General features: G+C 60.6%; 12 protein-coding genes. 1 reads left to right on the forward strand and 11 read right to left on the reverse strand.

Features of this window, described 5'->3' with window-relative positions; genetic code table 11:
* Nucleotide 1: 1 nt before the first annotated feature.
* The 9 genes from rplB to rpsL form a co-directional block, all read right to left on the reverse strand.
* Nucleotides 2–838: a 50S ribosomal protein L2 gene (gene rplB / locus C4N04_RS00230; RefSeq protein WP_009986456.1), complete on the reverse strand. Its 837-nt coding sequence runs from the start codon at nucleotides 836–838 to the stop codon at nucleotides 2–4.
* Nucleotides 839–849: 11 nt separating this feature from the next.
* On the reverse strand, nucleotides 850–1,143 hold the full coding sequence (locus tag C4N04_RS00235) for a 50S ribosomal protein L23 (RefSeq protein ID WP_106795227.1): 294 nt from the start codon (nucleotides 1,141–1,143) through the stop codon (nucleotides 850–852).
* Nucleotides 1,140–1,760: a 50S ribosomal protein L4 gene (rplD, locus tag C4N04_RS00240; RefSeq protein WP_004674918.1), complete on the reverse strand. Its 621-nt coding sequence runs from the start codon at nucleotides 1,758–1,760 to the stop codon at nucleotides 1,140–1,142. The genes C4N04_RS00235 and rplD overlap by 4 nt, the downstream gene beginning before the upstream one ends.
* A gap of 13 nt (nucleotides 1,761–1,773) precedes the next feature.
* Entirely contained in the window at nucleotides 1,774–2,415 is a 642-nt protein-coding gene (rplC, locus tag C4N04_RS00245) for a 50S ribosomal protein L3 (RefSeq protein WP_016734008.1), read from the reverse strand.
* Nucleotides 2,416–2,448: 33 nt separating this feature from the next.
* Entirely contained in the window at nucleotides 2,449–2,757 is a 309-nt protein-coding gene (gene rpsJ / locus C4N04_RS00250) for a 30S ribosomal protein S10 (protein ID WP_003547547.1), read from the reverse strand.
* Nucleotides 2,758–3,061: 304 nt separating this feature from the next.
* Nucleotides 3,062–4,237 carry an elongation factor Tu gene (gene tuf / locus C4N04_RS00255; RefSeq protein ID WP_009996414.1) on the reverse strand — a complete coding sequence of 392 codons (1,176 nt, stop codon included), beginning with the start codon at nucleotides 4,235–4,237 and terminating at the stop codon, nucleotides 3,062–3,064.
* A gap of 68 nt (nucleotides 4,238–4,305) precedes the next feature.
* A complete protein-coding gene (fusA, locus tag C4N04_RS00260) occupies nucleotides 4,306–6,405 on the reverse strand; it encodes an elongation factor G (RefSeq protein ID WP_038688280.1) in 2,100 nt (699 codons plus the stop codon).
* Nucleotides 6,406–6,434: 29 nt separating this feature from the next.
* Nucleotides 6,435–6,905 (reverse strand): 30S ribosomal protein S7, encoded by a 471-nt coding sequence (gene rpsG, locus C4N04_RS00265; RefSeq protein ID WP_004669085.1) that lies wholly within the window; start codon nucleotides 6,903–6,905, stop codon nucleotides 6,435–6,437.
* Nucleotides 6,906–6,982: 77 nt separating this feature from the next.
* On the reverse strand, nucleotides 6,983–7,354 hold the full coding sequence (gene rpsL, locus C4N04_RS00270; protein ID WP_003547537.1) for a 30S ribosomal protein S12: 372 nt from the start codon (nucleotides 7,352–7,354) through the stop codon (nucleotides 6,983–6,985).
* Between the two features lie 499 nt (nucleotides 7,355–7,853).
* Between rpsL and C4N04_RS00275 the strand changes: the two genes are divergently transcribed.
* A complete protein-coding gene (locus C4N04_RS00275) occupies nucleotides 7,854–8,147 on the forward strand; it encodes a hypothetical protein (RefSeq protein ID WP_009992164.1) in 294 nt (97 codons plus the stop codon).
* A gap of 177 nt (nucleotides 8,148–8,324) precedes the next feature.
* On the opposite strand, the gene rpoC is transcribed toward C4N04_RS00275, so the two are convergent.
* Nucleotides 8,325–12,533: a DNA-directed RNA polymerase subunit beta' gene (rpoC, locus tag C4N04_RS00280; RefSeq protein ID WP_097609140.1), complete on the reverse strand. Its 4,209-nt coding sequence runs from the start codon at nucleotides 12,531–12,533 to the stop codon at nucleotides 8,325–8,327.
* Between the two features lie 188 nt (nucleotides 12,534–12,721).
* A complete protein-coding gene (gene rpoB, locus C4N04_RS00285) occupies nucleotides 12,722–16,861 on the reverse strand; it encodes a DNA-directed RNA polymerase subunit beta (RefSeq protein WP_039619182.1) in 4,140 nt (1,379 codons plus the stop codon).
* Nucleotides 16,862–17,113: the final 252 nt, after the last annotated feature.

Below are 17,113 nucleotides of genomic sequence, written 5' to 3' on the forward strand. Positions count from 1 at the left end.
CTTACTTCTTACGCTGATGACGCGAGCGCATGATCATCTTGTCGGTCGACTTGTTCGACCGGGTGCGCTTGCCCTTGGTCGGCTTTCCCCATGGTGTCACCGGATGGCGACCACCAGAGGTGCGGCCCTCACCACCGCCGTGCGGATGGTCGACCGGGTTCATGACAACACCGCGGTTATGCGGACGCTTGCCGCGCCAAACGGTACGACCGGCCTTGCCGTCGTTGATGTTGGCGTGGTCCGGGTTCGAGACGGCGCCGATCGAAGCGAGGCAGATGCCGCTGACCAGACGCTGTTCACCGGAGTTCAGGCGAAGGATCGCCATGCCCTGGTCACGACCGACGAGCTGCGCGTAGGAACCGGCGGAACGGGCGATCTGACCGCCCTTGCCCGGCTTCATTTCCACGTTGTGGATGATGGAGCCGACCGGGATGTACTGCAGCGGCATGGTGTTGCCGGGCTTGACGTCAACGGCCTTTTCCGAAGCGATGACCTTGTCGCCGGCAGCAAGACGCTGCGGAGCGATGATGTAGGCCTGCTCGCCGTCGGCATAGCTCACCAGCGCGATGAAAGCCGTACGGTTCGGGTCGTATTCGATACGCTCGACGGTGCCTTCGACATCGAACTTGCGACGCTTGAAGTCGACCAGACGGTAGCTACGCTTGTGACCGCCGCCGATGAAGCGGGCAGTGATGCGGCCGAGGTTGTTACGACCGCCGCTCTTGCTCAGACCTTCCGTCAGCGCCTTGACCGGCTTGCCCTTGTAGAGCGAGGAGCGGTCCACGATGACCAGCTGACGCTGGCTCGGGGTCGTCGGATTGAATGTTTTCAATGCCATTTTCTTGTTCCTCAGAGACTGGTGGAGACGTCGATCGTCTGGCCTTCAGCCAACGTCACGACAGCCTTCTTCACGTCCTTCTGCTTGCCGACAAAACCGCGGAACCGCTTGGTCTTGCCCTTGCGCAGCAGAGTGTTGACGGCCGTGACCTTGACGCCGAAGAGCGCCTCGACCGCAGCCTTGATTTCCGGCTTCGTCGCCTGCTTGGCGACATTGAAAACAACCTGGTTGTTCTCGGATACCAGCGTGGACTTTTCGGTGATCGCCGGGGAGACGATCACATCGTAGTGGCGGAGATCGGTCACTTGAATCGCTCCTCTAGCGCTTCAACCGCAGCCTTGGAAAGCACAAGCTTGCCGCGGCGCACGATGTCGTAAACATTGATGCCCTGGATCGGCAGAACATCGATGTTCGGGATGTTCTGAGCTGCGAGCTTGAAGTTGCCGTCAAGCTCTGCGCCGCCGATGAAGAGGGCGTTGGTCAGGCCGAGCGTCTCGAAAGCGGACGCGAGAGCCTTGGTCTTGGCTTCGGCAGCAACCAGGTTGTCGATGACGATGACGTCATCGGCCTTGATCTTGGCCGAAAGGGCGTGGCGAAGGCCAAGCGCGCGAACCTTCTTCGGAAGGTCGTGCTCGTGGCTGCGGACGACCGGGCCGTGGGCCTTGCCGCCGCCGCGGAACTGCGGAGCGCGAGCCGAATGGTGACGGGCGCGGCCCGTACCCTTCTGCTTGTACATCTTGGCGCCGGTGCGCGAAACTTCAGCGCGGCCCTTTGCCTTGTGCGTGCCCTGCTGCTTCTTGGCAAGCTGCCAGCGGATGACGCGGGCGAGAATGTCTTCGCGGGGCTCGAGGCCGAAAATTTCGTCCGAAAGGGAAACCTTCCCGGCGTCTTTTCCCTCGAGGGTCTTGACGTTCAATTCCATTGATCTGGCTCCCTTACTTCGCGGCCGACTTGACGGCGTCGCGCACGATGATCCAGGCACCCTTGGAACCGGGAACAGCACCCTTGATCAGGATCAGACCACGATCTTCGTCGGTCGAAACCACTTCCAGGTTCTGCGTCGTGACGCGCGTCTGGCCCATGTGACCAGCCATCTTCTTGTTCTTGAAAACCTTGCCCGGATCCTGGCGCGAGCCGGTCGAACCGTGCGAGCGGTGCGAAACCGACACACCGTGCGTGGCACGCAGACCGCCGAAACCGTGGCGCTTCATGGCGCCGGCAAAACCCTTACCGATCGTCGTGCCCGTCACGTCGACGAGCTGACCGGCGGCAAAGTGACCCGCCTTGATCTCGGTGCCGATCTCGAGCAGATTGTCTTCCGAGACGCGGAATTCTGCGAGCTTGGCCTTCGGCTCGACGTTGGCGACAGCAAAGTTGCCGCGCATCGCCTTCGACGTGTTCTTCACCTTCGCCTGGCCTGCACCGAGCTGAACCGCGGTATAGCCATTCTTTTCGACAGTGCGCGTGGCAACGACCTGGCAGCCGTCCATACGCAGTACCGTTACCGGGACATGCTCGCCGGCGTCGTTGTAGACGCGGGTCATTCCCACCTTCTGTGCAATCACACCTGAACGCATCGGTTCAATCCTTCCAACTCAGCTCGAGCAAGCTCAGAGCTTGATCTCAACATCGACACCGGCGGCGAGATCGAGCTTCATCAGCGCGTCCACCGTCTGCGGGGTCGGGTCTACGATGTCGAGAAGGCGCTTATGCGTGCGCATCTCGAACTGTTCGCGGCTCTTCTTGTCGATGTGCGGGGACCGGTTGACCGTAAACTTCTCGATGCGGGTCGGAAGCGGAACGGGGCCCCGGACGCTTGCACCGGTGCGCTTCGCCGTCGACACGATCTCGCGCGTAGAAGCATCGAGAATCCGGTGATCGAACGCCTTCAGGCGAATGCGGATATTTTGGCCGTTCATTCGACGTTATCCTTGTGTTTGTTTCCCACATGTCTCTGGACAAGACACGGGTTGTTCTTTCTTCCTAAGGCGGACCACCGGTTTCAAAGATCGAGAGGGCGCCGAAACGGAACCCTATCCAGTCTTCAGGGCCTTCTAGCCCACCTTAATTGGTTGTTTAGTCACCGCTTCGTTATCCAAAGCAGTACGCAAATCGCGCTCGCGCGCCATTTGCTATATTTCTGTGTAATAAGCAAGCGGCTTCCGCCGCCTGCTTCATAATAATGTCATCGAATCGGCCACTCCGCCGGAGCGGCCGAAGGAATTACTCGACGATCGAAGCGACGATACCGGCGCCGACGGTGCGGCCGCCTTCGCGGATGGCGAAGCGCAGCTTTTCTTCCATCGCGATCGGAACGATCAGCTCGACGGCAACCGTGACGTTGTCGCCCGGCATGACCATTTCCGTGCCTTCCGGCAGCGTGACGATGCCGGTCACGTCGGTCGTGCGGAAGTAGAACTGCGGACGGTAGTTGGTGAAGAACGGCGTATGACGGCCGCCCTCTTCCTTCGTCAGGATGTAGGCTTCAGCCATGAACTTCTTGTGCGGCTTGACCGAACCCGGCTTGCACAGGATCTGGCCACGCTCGACGCCGTCACGGTTCACACCGCGAACCAGCGCGCCGATGTTGTCGCCGGCCTGGCCCTGGTCGAGCAGCTTGCGGAACATTTCAACGCCGGTGACCGTCGTCTTCGAGGTCGGACGGATGCCGACGATCTCGACTTCTTCGCCAACCTTGACAATGCCACGCTCGACGCGGCCGGTTACGACAGTGCCGCGGCCGGAGATCGAGAACACGTCTTCGATCGGCATCAGGAACGGCTGGTCGATCGGACGCTCAGGCGTCGGGATGTAAGAGTCGACCGCTGCCATCAGCTCGCGGATCGCGTCTTCGCCGATCTTCTTGTCGCTATCTTCAAGAGCGGCAAGCGCCGAACCCTTGACGACCGGGATGTCGTCGCCCGGGAAGTCGTAGGACGACAGCAGTTCGCGAACTTCGAGCTCAACCAGTTCGAGCAGCTCGGCGTCGTCAACCTGGTCGACCTTGTTCAGGAACACCACGATCGCCGGAACGCCAACCTGGCGGGCCAGCAGAATGTGTTCGCGCGTCTGCGGCATCGGGCCGTCAGCAGCCGAGCACACCAGGATCGCGCCGTCCATCTGGGCAGCACCGGTGATCATGTTCTTGACGTAGTCGGCATGGCCGGGGCAGTCGACGTGCGCGTAGTGGCGGGCCGGCGTCTCATATTCGACGTGCGCCGTCGAAATCGTGATGCCGCGCGCCTTCTCTTCCGGAGCCGCGTCGATCTGGTCGTACGCCTTGAACTCACCGAAGTACTTCGTGATTGCTGCCGTCAGAGACGTCTTGCCGTGGTCAACGTGGCCGATCGTGCCAATGTTGACGTGCGGCTTGTTGCGCTCAAACTTACTCTTTGCCATTTTCGGCTCTCCGCTTTGCTAGTCCCCGAGGGGAGCTAATTCTTGTTATCGGTCAATTGGTATTCCGGTCACTTCTGACCGGAATACTTTGCCTGGATTTCGGTTGCGACGTTCGACGGGACCGGCGAGTAATGATCGAAGGTCATCGTGTACTGAGCACGGCCCTGCGACATGGAGCGCAGATTATCGACGTACTTGAACATGTTCGCCAGCGGGACGTTGGCGTTTATGACAACGGCCACACCCCGGCTTTCCTGACCCTGGATCTGACCACGGCGGGAGTTGAGGTCGCCGATAACGTCGCCGACGTAATCTTCCGGGGTAACGACTTCGACCTTCATCATCGGCTCGAGCAGCTGAGCGCCGGCCTTCTTCGCAGCTTCACGGAAGCAGGCGCGGGAAGCGATTTCGAACGCCAGAACCGAGGAGTCAACGTCGTGGAAGGCGCCGTCGATGAGGGTCGCCTTGACGCCGAGCATCGGGAAGCCAGCGAGCGGACCCGAAGACAGAACGCTCTCGATACCCTTCTGAACGCCCGGGATGTATTCCTTCGGAACAGCACCACCGACGATCTTGGATTCGAACTTGAAGTCATCGCCTTCAGGGTTCGGTTCGAAGACAATCTTGACGCGCGCGAACTGGCCGGTACCACCGGACTGCTTCTTGTGCGTGTAGTCTTCTTCGTGCTGGCGCGTGATGGTTTCGCGGTAAGCAACCTGCGGCGCGCCGACGTTTGCTTCAACCTTGAACTCGCGGCGCATGCGGTCGACGATGATGTCGAGGTGCAGTTCGCCCATGCCGGCAATGATCGTCTGGCCGGATTCCTGATCCGTCTTCACGCGGAAGGACGGATCTTCGGCAGCCAGGCGGTTGAGCGCGAGGCCCATCTTTTCCTGGTCGCCCTTGGACTTCGGCTCGATAGCGATCTGGATGACCGGCTCCGGGAATTCCATGCGCTCGAGGATAACCGGCTTCAGCGGGTCGCAGAGCGTATCGCCAGTGGTGGTTTCCTTGAGGCCGGCGAGAGCAACGATGTCGCCGGCAAAGGCTTCTTCGATGTCTTCACGCGAGTTGGAGTGCATCTGCAGCATGCGGCCGACACGCTCGCGCTTGTCCTTGACCGTGTTCATGACCGACGAACCCTTTTCGAGCTTGCCGGAGTAGATACGGGCGAAGGTGAGCGAACCGACGAAGGGGTCGTTCATGATCTTGAATGCGAGCATGGAAAGCGGCTCGGCGTCGTCTGCATGCCGCTCGATTTCAGCTTCCGTCTTGAAGTCGATGCCCTTGATCGCCGGAATGTCGAGCGGCGACGGCAGGTAATCGACAACGGCGTCGAGCAGTGGCTGCACGCCCTTGTTCTTGAAAGCGGTGCCGCAGAACATCGGATGGAACTTCACGTCGATCGTGCCGCGACGAACGAGTTCGCGGATCTTGTCGTTGTCGGGCATGTTGCCTTCGAGGTAGGCTTCCATCGCCGCTTCGTCGATCTCGACAACCGTCTCGATCAGCTTTTCGCGATATTCTTCTGCCTTGGCCTTCATGTCTTCCGGAATTTCGACGACGTCCCACTGGGCGCCGAGAGATTCGTCGCGCCAGATCAGAGCGTTCATCTCGACCAGGTCGATAACGCCCTTGAAATCGCTTTCAGCGCCGATCGGCAGCTGCATGACGACAGCGATCGCACCCAGACGGGTCTTGATCATCTCGACCGAACGGTAGAAGTCCGCACCGGTCTTGTCCATCTTGTTGCAGAAGATCATGCGCGGAACATTGTACTTCTCAGCCTGACGCCAGACGGTTTCCGTCTGCGGCTCTACGCCGGCGTTGGCATCGAGAAGAGCAATCGCACCGTCGAGAACGCGCAACGAACGTTCGACTTCGATGGTGAAGTCGACGTGGCCGGGAGTGTCGATGATGTTGAAGCGGCGCATCTTGCCGTCACGGCCCTTCCAGAAGGTCGTGGTGGCAGCGGACGTGATCGTGATGCCACGCTCCTGCTCCTGCTCCATCCAGTCCATGGTGGCTGCGCCGTCGTGGACTTCGCCGATCTTGTGCGACTTGCCGGTGTAATAAAGGATACGCTCGGTAGTCGTGGTCTTGCCGGCGTCGATATGCGCCATGATACCGAAATTACGGTAGTCTTCGATCTTATATTCGCGAGCCATTGTGGACTGCCTTTCGATACCGTTCGGAATTACCAGCGATAGTGCGAGAACGCGCGGTTGGCGTCAGCCATCTTGTGCGTGTCTTCGCGCTTCTTGACGGCGGAGCCGCGGTTGTTGGACGCATCGAGCAGTTCGCCGGAAAGACGATCGATCATGGTCGTTTCGTTGCGCTTGCGGGCAGCGGCGATCAGCCAGCGAATGGCGAGGGCCTGGCGGCGCTCCGGACGAACGTCGACCGGAACCTGATAGGTCGCACCACCGACGCGGCGCGAGCGGACCTCAACGTGCGGGGCAATGTTGTCGAGCGCAGAATGGAAAACCGAAAGCGGCTCCTGCTTGGACTTACCCTGAACGGCGTCGAACGCACCGTAGACGATGTTTTCAGCAACGGACTTCTTACCATCGAGCATGATGGCATTCATGAACTTGGTGACAACGAGATCGCCGAACTTCGGATCCGGATTGATCTCGCGCTTTTCTGCTTTATGACGTCTGGACATACTTTTCGTCTCTTCAACCGTTAAGGCGCTTCATCACGCGGAGGACCTCGCGCAGCGCCGGACTATTCAAAACCGAATTACTTCGGACGCTTCGCGCCGTACTTGGAGCGGCGCTGCTTGCGGTTCTTGACACCCTGGGTATCGAGAACGCCGCGGATGATGTGGTAACGGACACCCGGAAGGTCCTTGACGCGGCCGCCGCGGATCATCACGACGGAGTGTTCCTGAAGGTTGTGGCCTTCACCGGGGATGTAACCAATGACTTCGAAGCCGTTGGTCAGGCGGATCTTGGCGACCTTACGCAGAGCCGAGTTCGGCTTCTTCGGCGTCGTCGTGTAGACGCGCGTGCAAACGCCGCGCTTCTGCGGGTTCTCCTGGAGAGCGGGAACCTTATTACGCTTTACGTTCGCCTGGCGAGGCTTGCGGATCAGCTGGTTTACGGTAGGCATTCAACCATCCCTTACGTTTATCTCGGTACCCTTGCGGGCTTGAACTCGCGCCGTCTCCGGCAATGACGCATGCTTTCGGTTCAATGCGCAAAATATGGCCCGATCCGCTTCCGCAGATGGACCACAAGGAGCAGAGGACGCATGAAATTATGCGTCATGCGTGCAGCATCATGACTTCAACGTGCGTTTAGAACCTTGTTTGAGGTGAACTTCAGGGCGCGTCGCCCCGAACAGCCAAGCCTCACATGGGATCTGATGGGCGGGGTACTACTGGTTTCCACCCCTCCCGTCAAGGCCGGTTAAGAAATAAACTCGCCGCATCGCCTTGATATGCGGGCCAGACGCCCTGTTTTCGTCCTCCTAGACGAATTCCCGGCCATGCGCCAAGATAAAAACTTGGGCATGGCAGCAAAAGCAGTTAAGGAATCAGCAATTGCGGCGTTAAGCCCTCATAGCAGGATTCGAGCGATCGAATCGACACTAAGCCGAAGGACAGGCGATGATTACGACACCGGATAACGACAACAATTTCGACGGGCCGATGATCTTCATCATCATCGGCAAAGGCTATGAGTCCGACTCCAGCGAAGGCATCGACCTGCATATCATGCTGAAGGCGCCCGACGACGATACAGCCGTGCGCGAAGCCTTGAATGCCCTTGCCGAGGAAGGTTTCATCGAGGCCGATCTCGACCAGATCGGCATGCTGACCGAAGTTCCGGCCGAAGAGCCGCATGCCTCGGCCTATCAGGGCGCGGTCGACGGCGAGGTCGCGATCATCCGGTTCAACTGACCGGAGCGGCCGGCGGCGAAACCGCAGGGGCGAGCACAGCGCCCACCTGCAGGGCCGGCCAGACACGTAGTTCCCCCTCCCCCCAGATCGACCAGAGCACAGAAAAATGAGAAACCGCCCGGATCGCTCCGGGCGGTTTTTCAATTCGTATCTTGAATTCCGGGACTTCAGCCGCGGTTATTCCGCGGCCGGGGCCTTTTCAGCCATGTCCTGCAGCATCGGAGTGGCAACGGCTGCACCGGTGCCCTTGCGACGTTCTTCGAGGATCAGCTCGTCGCGCGAGGTGGCGATACGGCGGATCTGGGTCATGGTGCCGCCGGTACCTGCCGGGATGAGCCGGCCGACGATGACGTTTTCCTTCAGACCCTGCAGGCCGTCGGTCTTGCCGGCGATTGCCGCTTCCGTCAGCACCTTGGTCGTTTCCTGGAAAGATGCGGCCGAGATGAAGGACGGGGTCTGCAGCGACGCCTTGGTGATGCCGAGCAGAACCGGGTCGCCGTGGGCGGGCTTCTTGCCCTGCTCGATCAGGTGGTCGTTGACGTCCTCGAGCTCGATCCGGTCGACGTTGTCGCCGACGATATAGGTCGAGTCGCCGGCGTCGGTGATTTCCACCTTCTGCAGCATCTGACGGACGATCACCTCGATGTGCTTGTCGTTGATGACAACGCCCTGCAGACGATAGACTTCCTGGATTTCGTTGACGAGGTAGGAAGCAAGTGCCTCCACGCCCTTGATCGCCAGGATGTCGTGCGGAGCCGGGTTACCGTCGAGGATGTAGTCACCCTTTTCGATATAGTCGCCGTCCTGAAGGTGGAAGGGCTTGCCCTTCGGGATCAGGTATTCGACAGGCTCGACACCGTCTTCCGCCGGCTCGATGATGACGCGACGCTTGTTCTTGTAGTCGCGGCCGAGGCGGATCGTACCATCGATCTCAGCGATGATGGCGTGATCCTTCGGACGGCGCGCTTCGAACAGTTCGGCAACACGCGGCAGACCACCGGTGATGTCCTTGGTCTTGGCGCTTTCGAGCGGCGAACGGGCGAGAACGTCACCCTGGGAGACCTTCGTGCCCGGCTCGACCGACAGAATGGCGTCGACCGAGAGCAGGAAGCGAGCGTCACCGCCACGCGACAGCTTGGCGACATTGCCGCTGGCGTCCTTGATGACGATCGCCGGCTTGAGGTCCGAACCGCGCGGGGTCGAACGCCAGTCGATGACCTGGCGCTTGGTGATGCCGGTGGATTCGTCGGTCGCTTCGAGAACGGAGAGACCGTCGACGAGATCCTCGAACTGAACCGTACCGGCCACTTCCGTCATCATCGGGCGGGTATAGGGGTCCCACTCCGCCAGACGCTGGCCGCGCTTGACCTTGTCGCCTTCGTCGACATGCAGCTTCGAACCGTAGGCGACACGCTGCGAGGAGCGCTCGACACCACGCTCGTCCAGGATCTGGACGGTCATGTTGCGGCCCATGGCAACGAGGCTGCCTTCGGAGTTGCGCAGGACGTTGCGGTTCTTGATCTGCACCGTACCTTCGTAAGAGGCTTCCAGGAACGACTGGTCGACCACGGTCGCCGTACCGCCAAGGTGGAAGGTACGCATGGTGAGCTGGGTTCCCGGCTCGCCGATCGACTGAGCGGCGATGACGCCGACGGCTTCGCCCATGTTGACAGGCGTGCCGCGCGCGAGGTCGCGGCCGTAGCAGACCGAGCAGACACCCGTCTGGATTTCGCAGGTCAGCGCCGAGCGGATGCGGATCGACTGGATACCGGCCTTCTCGATTTCGATGACATCGGGCTCGAGGATCATCTTACCGGCATCGACGATACGCTCGCCGGTGACCGGATGATCGATGTCGTCGAGCGCCGTGCGGCCGAGGATACGGGCGCCGAGCGAGGCGACGACCTGGCCGGCGTCGACGATCGCCGTCATCGTCAGACCGGTTTCGGTTCCGCAATCGACATGCGTGACGATGCAATCCTGCGCGACGTCGACGAGACGACGGGTCAGGTAACCGGAGTTGGCGGTCTTCAGCGCCGTGTCTGCCAGACCCTTGCGGGCGCCGTGCGTCGAGTTGAAGTACTCGTTGACAGTCAGGCCTTCCTTGAAGTTCGAGATGATCGGCGTCTCGATGATTTCGCCCGACGGCTTGGCCATCAGGCCACGCATGCCGCCCAGCTGGCGCATCTGGTTCGGAGAACCGCGGGCGCCGGAATGGCTCATCATGTAGATCGAGTTCATCGGCTTCTGACGGCCGGTGTTCTCATCGAATTCGACCGCCTTAATGCGGGCCATCATCTCTTCGGCGACCTTTTCGGTGGCCTTGCCCCAGGCGTCGACAACCTTGTTGTACTTCTCGCCCTGGGTGATCAGACCGTCATTGTACTGCTGCTCGTATTCCTTCACCAGGCTTTCGGTGTCGGCAACGATCTTCGCCTTGGCATCCGGAATGACCATGTCGTCCTTGCCGAACGAAATGCCGGCGCGGCAGGCATGGGAGAAGCCGAGCTGCATGATGCGGTCGCAGAAGATGACCGTGTCCTTCTGGCCGCAATGGCGGTAGACCGTGTCGATCATCTTGGAGATGTTCTTCTTGGTCATTTCCTGGTTGCAGATGTCGAAGGGCACCTTGCCGTTCTTCGGCAGCAGTTCGCCGATGAGCAGACGGCCAGGCGTCGTCTCATAGATCTTCGAGTAGGGCTTGCCATCCTCGTCGACCGACTTGAAGCGGCCGCGGATCTTGGTGTGCAGCGTCACGACCTTGCTCTCGAGGGCGTGATGGAGTTCGCCGAGATCAGAGAAGGCCATGCCTTCGCCTGGCTCGTTCTGATTGAGGATCGACAGATAATAGAGGCCGAGAACCATGTCCTGCGAGGGAACGATGATCGGCGCGCCGTTGGCCGGATGCAGGATGTTGTTGGTCGACATCATCAGCACGCGGGCTTCGAGCTGGGCTTCGAGCGACAGCGGCACGTGAACGGCCATCTGGTCACCGTCGAAGTCGGCGTTGAAGGCCGTGCAGACGAGCGGGTGCAACTGGATCGCCTTGCCTTCGACCAGGGTGGGTTCGAAGGCCTGGATGCCCAGGCGGTGCAGCGTCGGCGCGCGGTTCAGGAGAACCGGATGCTCGCGGATGACCTCGTCGAGGATATCCCAGACTTCGGGCTTTTCCTTCTCGACCAGCTTCTTCGCCTGCTTGACGGTCGAGGAGTAACCCTTGGCGTCGAGGCGGGCGTAGATGAAGGGCTTGAACAGTTCGAGCGCCATCTTCTTCGGCAGGCCGCACTGGTGCAGCTTCAGTTCCGGACCGGTGACGATGACCGAACGGCCGGAATAGTCGACGCGCTTGCCGAGCAGGTTCTGGCGGAAGCGGCCCTGCTTGCCCTTCAGCATGTCGGACAGCGACTTCAGCGGACGCTTGTTGGCGCCGGTGATGACGCGGCCGCGGCGGCCGTTGTCGAACAGCGCGTCAACCGATTCCTGCAGCATGCGCTTTTCGTTGCGGATGATGATGCCCGGCGCGCGAAGCTCGATCAGGCGCTTCAGGCGGTTGTTACGGTTGATGACGCGGCGGTAGAGATCGTTCAGATCCGATGTCGCGAAACGGCCGCCGTCGAGCGGAACGAGCGGACGCAGATCCGGCGGAATGACCGGGACGACCTTCATGATCATCCATTCCGGACGGTTGCCCGACTCCATGAAGTTCTCGACGATCTTCAGGCGCTTCATCAGCTTCTTCTGCTTGAGATCCGACGTCGTGTCGGCAAGCTCGGAGCGCAGGTCGCCGGCGATCTTCTCGAGGTTCATCGAGGCCAGCATTTCGTAGATCGCCTCGGCGCCGATCATCGCGGTGAACTGGTCTTCGCCGTATTCGTCGACGGCGAGCATGTATTCTTCTTCCGAAAGAAGCTGGTGCTCCTTCAGCGCCGTCAGGCCCGGCTCGGTGACGATGTAGTTTTCGAAATAGAGGACGCGCTCGACATCCTTCAGCGTCATGTCGAGGAGGGTCGAAATGCGTGACGGCAGCGACTTCAGGAACCAGATGTGGGCGACGGGAGCGGCGAGCTCGATATGGCCCATGCGCTCACGGCGAACGCGCGACAGCGTGACTTCGACGCCGCACTTTTCGCAGATGATGCCCTTGTACTTCATGCGCTTGTACTTGCCGCACAGGCATTCGTAGTCCTTGATCGGCCCGAAGATGCGCGCGCAGAACAGACCGTCGCGTTCCGGCTTGAACGTGCGGTAGTTGATGGTTTCCGGCTTCTTGATCTCACCGTAGGACCAGGAGAGGATCTTCTCCGGAGACGCGATCGAAATCCGAATGGAATCGAAATTCTGTGCAGGCACCTGCGGATTGAAAAGATTCATGACCTCTTGGTTCATGCCTGTCTCCTTCATGGGCTAAAGCGCCCTCAAAATGCGATGGTCAGCGGCAATTTCCCGGGAGCCGCCTCCCTCGCTTAAACGAGAATAACCGCAAGATGCGGCGAAACTTCCCTTCCGGGCCGACATGGATGCGGCGTCCGGCGGGACCGGCGTGCGCCGCATGGCAGCGCACGCCCTATCAATGCTTACTCGGCCGCGTCGGGCAGCTGGTTTGCCTGCGCCTCATCAAGCTTAGTGTTCTCAAGCTCGACGCTGAGGCCCAGCGAGCGCATTTCCTTGACGAGAACGTTGAAGCTTTCCGGAATACCGGCTTCGAACGTGTCGTCTCCGCGGACGATGGCTTCGTAGACCTTGGTGCGGCCGGCGACGTCGTCCGACTTCACCGTCAGCATTTCCTGCAGCGTGTAGGCCGCGCCGTAAGCTTCGAGCGCCCAGACTTCCATTTCGCCGAAGCGCTGACCGCCGAACTGCGCCTTGCCGCCCAACGGCTGCTGGGTGACGAGCGAGTAAGGACCGATCGAGCGGGCATGGATCTTGTCGTCGACCAGGTGGTTGAGCTTCAGCATATAGATGTAGCCCACCGTGACCTGACGGTCGAACTGCTCGCCGGTACGGCCGTCATAGAGCGTCGACTGGCCGGTGTCCTTGAGACCCGCCAGACGCAGCATGTCGTTGACGTCGCCTTCGTTGGCACCGTCGAAGACAGGCGTTGCAATCGAAACGCCGCGCTTCCACTGGTCGGCGAGACGCAGAACCGAGTCATCGTCGAATTCGTGCACCTGCTCGGCCTTCGGGCCGGCACCGACGACATCGCCGATGGTCTTGCGCAGCGGCTCGATGTTGCCGTTCGCCTTGTAGGCTTCGATCAATTCGCCGATCTGGCGACCCATGCCGGCACAAGCCCAGCCGAGATGCGTTTCCAGGATCTGGCCGACGTTCATGCGCGAAGGAACGCCGAGCGGGTTCAGAACGACGTCGACATGCGTGCCGTCTTCAAGGAACGGCATATCCTCGACAGGCACAATGCGTGAGACCACGCCCTTGTTCCCGTGACGGCCGGCCATCTTGTCGCCCGGCTGGATCTTACGCTTCACGGCGACGAAGACCTTGACCATCTTCATGACGCCAGGAGGCATTTCATCGCCGCGCTGGACCTTCTCGACCTTGTCCATGAAGCGCTGCTCAAGGCGCGACTTGGATTCGTCGTACTGGCCGCGGAGTGCTTCGAGCTCGCTCTGAACCTTCTCGTCCTCGACCGCGAACATCCACCACTGCGAGCGGGGATATTCGGAGACGACGGCGTTCGAAAGCTCGGTGCCCTTCTTGAAGCCCTTCGGGCCGGCAATCGAGACCTGGCCGCGCAGCATGTCGATCAGACGGCCGTAGACGTTACGGTCGAGGATCGCCTGCTCGTCGTCGCGGTCCTTGGCAAGACGCTCGATCTCTTCGCGCTCGATCGCCATCGCGCGCTCGTCCTTCTCGACGCCATGGCGGTTGAAGACGCGAACTTCGACGATCGTGCCGTAGGTTCCGGGCGGCATGCGCATGGAGGTGTCGCGCACGTCGGAGGCCTTTTCGCCGAAGATGGCGCGCAGCAGCTTTTCTTCCGGCGTCATCGGGCTTTCGCCCTTCGGCGTGATCTTGCCGACGAGGATATCGCCCGGCTGAACTTCGGCGCCGATATAGACGATACCGGCTTCGTCGAGGTTCTTCAGCGCTTCTTCCGAAACGTTCGGAATGTCGCGGGTGATTTCCTCAGGACCGAGCTTGGTGTCGCGCGCCATCACTTCGAATTCCTCGATGTGGATGGAGGTGAACACGTCGTCGGCAACGATGCGCTCGGAGAGCAGGATCGAGTCTTCGTAGTTGTAGCCGTTCCAGGGCATGAACGCGACGAGCGCGTTGCGGCCGAGCGCCAGGTCGCCGAGATCAGTCGACGGGCCGTCGGCGAGAATGTCGCCGCGGTTGACGACGTCACCGACGGTGACCAGCGGACGCTGGTTGACGCAGGTGTTCTGGTTCGAACGCTGGAACTTCTGCAGGCGGTAGATATCGACGCCGGATTTGCCGGCTTCGAGGTCTTCCGTGGCGCGGATAACGATACGCGTCGCGTCGACCTGGTCGACCACGCCGCCGCGGCGCGCGCCGATGGCGGCGCCGGAGTCACGGGCGACGACCGGCTCCATGCCGGTGCCGACGAACGGGGCTTCGGCGCGCAGCAGCGGCACGGCCTGACGCTGCATGTTCGAGCCCATGAGGGCGCGGTTGGCGTCGTCGTTTTCCAGGAACGGGATGAGTGCCGCAGCAACCGAAACGACCTGCTTCGGCGAAACGTCCATCAGGTTCATGCTGTCGCGCGGGGCGAGCATAACTTCGCCGGCGTGACGGCAGACGACGAATTCGTCGACGAAGGAGCCGTCCGGGTTCATTTCGGCGTTGGCCTGGGCGACATAGTACTTCGCCTCTTCCATGGCGGAGAGGTAGAGCACGTCATTCGTCACCTTGCCGTCGACGATGCGGCGGTACGGGCTTTCGATGAAGCCGTACTTGTTGACGCGGGCAAAGGTTGCAAGCGAGTTGATCAGACCGATGTTCGGGCCTTCCGGCGTTTCGATCGGGCAGATGCGGCCGTAGTGGGTCGGATGCACGTCGCGGACTTCGAAGCCGGCGCGCTCGCGGGTCAGACCACCCGGGCCAAGAGCCGAAAGACGGCGCTTGTGGGTGATTTCCGAGAGCGGATTGACCTGGTCCATGAACTGCGAGAGCTGCGAGGAACCGAAGAATTCGCGCACAGCTGCGGCAGCCGGCTTGGCGTTGATCAGATCCTGCGGCATGACCGTATCGATCTCGATCGAGGACATGCGTTCCTTGATCGCGCGCTCCATGCGCAGCAGGCCGAGACGGTACTGGTTCTCCATCAGCTCGCCGACCGAGCGGACGCGGCGGTTGCCGAGGTTGTCGATGTCGTCGATCTCGCCCTTGCCGTCGCGCAGTTCGACGAGCATCTTGACCACGGCCAGGATGTCGTCCTTGCGCAGGATGCGGACGGTGTCTTCGACGGTCAGGTCGAGACGCATGTTCATCTTGACGCGGCCGACGGCGGAGAGGTCGTAACGCTCCGCATCGAAGAACAGCGAGTTGAACATGGCTTCGGCCGATTCCATGGTCGGCGGTTCACCCGGACGCATGACGCGGTAGATGTCGAACAGAGCGTCCTGACGGTTCTCGTTCTTGTCGGCCGACAGCGTGTTGCGGATATAGGCGCCGACATTGATGTGGTCGATGCCGAGAACCGGGATCTCGTCGAAACCGTTCGCCAGGATGACGCCGAGCGTCTTCTCATCGATCTCGTCGCCGGCTTCGAGATAGATTTCACCTGTGGAGTAGTTGACGATGTCCTCGGCGAGGTAATTGCCGTAGAGGTCGTCGTCGCCGGCCTTCAGCGCCTTCAGGCCCTTGTCCGACAGCTGGCGCAACAGGCGCGGGGTCAGCTTCTTGCCGGCTTCGACGACGACTTCGCCGGTATCGGCGTCGACCATCTCGGTGATCGCCTTGGCGCCCTTCAGCGTTTCCGGCTTGAAGGGAATGCGCCAGCCTTCGCCGTCGCGCTTGTAAAGCGACTTCGTGTAGAAGGTGTCGAGGATTTCTTCGCCGTCCATGCCGAGCGCCATCAGCAGCGAGGTCACCGGAATCTTGCGGCGGCGGTCGATACGGGCGTAGACGATGTCCTTGGCGTCAAATTCGATATCGAGCCAGGAGCCGCGATAGGGAATAACGCGGGCAGCAAAGAGCAGCTTGCCGGAAGAATGGCTCTTGCCCTTGTCATGGTCGAAGAAGACGCCCGGCGAACGGTGCATCTGGGAGACGATGACGCGCTCGGTGCCATTAACGATGAACGTGCCGTTGTTGGTCATGAGCGGCATATCGCCCATGTAGACGGACTGTTCCTTAATGTCCTTGATCGACTTCGCGCCGGTATCCTCGTCGATATCGAACACGATGAGGCGCAGCGTCACCTTCAGCGGCGCGGCATAGGTCAGGTCGCGCTGGCGGCATTCGTCGACGTCGAACTTCGGCGGCTCGAACTCGTAGGATACGAATTCCAGCATCGAGGCGCCGGAGAAATCAGTGATCGGGAAAACCGACTTGAAGACGGCCTGAAGACCCTCGTCGGGCCGGCCGCCCTTCGGCTCTTCCACCATCAGAAACTGGTCGTAGGACGCCTTCTGAACCTCAATGAGGTTCGGCATTTCTGCGACTTCGGGGATCTTACCAAAAAACTTGCGTACGCGCCTGCGACCGTTGAACGAAAGGGTCTGAGCCATCGTCGCTCCTTCAAAATCTTGCACCCGGGCCTGCAACGGACGGGAACCGATGGCCAGTCGACCCCGTCAATCAATGGGTAGTTCAATCTCGTCCGACTCCCGAAAACGCCCAGCTCGGATTGCTGTGCTGCCCTCGGTGCGAGACTATCCTTTTGAAGAACCCATTACCCAAAAGCCGTTTTGACGCGGCTTTTGGGTAATTCGTTCAGAAAAACGGCAAATGGGAGGCAGCAAAGGCCACCTCCCAAAAGC

Origin of the sequence: Rhizobium sp. H4 (genome assembly GCF_003013335.1) — a bacterium.
GTDB classification, from domain to species: Bacteria; Pseudomonadota; Alphaproteobacteria; order Rhizobiales; family Rhizobiaceae; genus Rhizobium; species Rhizobium sophoriradicis.

What these genes read in the sequence shown, in the direction of transcription:
- rplB (WP_009986456.1), bottom strand. Translation starts at nt 838, where the DNA reads ATGGCATTGAAAACATTCAATCCGACGACCCCGAGCCAGCGTCAGCTG.
- rpsG (WP_004669085.1), bottom strand. Translation starts at nt 6,905, where the DNA reads ATGTCCAGACGTCATAAAGCAGAAAAGCGCGAGATCAATCCGGATCCG.
- rpsL (WP_003547537.1), bottom strand. Translation starts at nt 7,354, where the DNA reads ATGCCTACCGTAAACCAGCTGATCCGCAAGCCTCGCCAGGCGAACGTA.
- rplC (WP_016734008.1), bottom strand. Translation starts at nt 2,415, where the DNA reads ATGCGTTCAGGTGTGATTGCACAGAAGGTGGGAATGACCCGCGTCTAC.
- rpoB (WP_039619182.1), bottom strand. Translation starts at nt 16,861, where the DNA reads ATGGCTCAGACCCTTTCGTTCAACGGTCGCAGGCGCGTACGCAAGTTT.
- tuf (WP_009996414.1), bottom strand. Translation starts at nt 4,237, where the DNA reads ATGGCAAAGAGTAAGTTTGAGCGCAACAAGCCGCACGTCAACATTGGC.
- fusA (WP_038688280.1), bottom strand. Translation starts at nt 6,405, where the DNA reads ATGGCTCGCGAATATAAGATCGAAGACTACCGTAATTTCGGTATCATG.
- C4N04_RS00275 (WP_009992164.1), top strand. Translation starts at nt 7,854, where the DNA reads ATGATTACGACACCGGATAACGACAACAATTTCGACGGGCCGATGATC.
- rpoC (WP_097609140.1), bottom strand. Translation starts at nt 12,533, where the DNA reads ATGAACCAAGAGGTCATGAATCTTTTCAATCCGCAGGTGCCTGCACAG.
- rpsJ (WP_003547547.1), bottom strand. Translation starts at nt 2,757, where the DNA reads ATGAACGGCCAAAATATCCGCATTCGCCTGAAGGCGTTCGATCACCGG.
- rplD (WP_004674918.1), bottom strand. Translation starts at nt 1,760, where the DNA reads ATGGAATTGAACGTCAAGACCCTCGAGGGAAAAGACGCCGGGAAGGTT.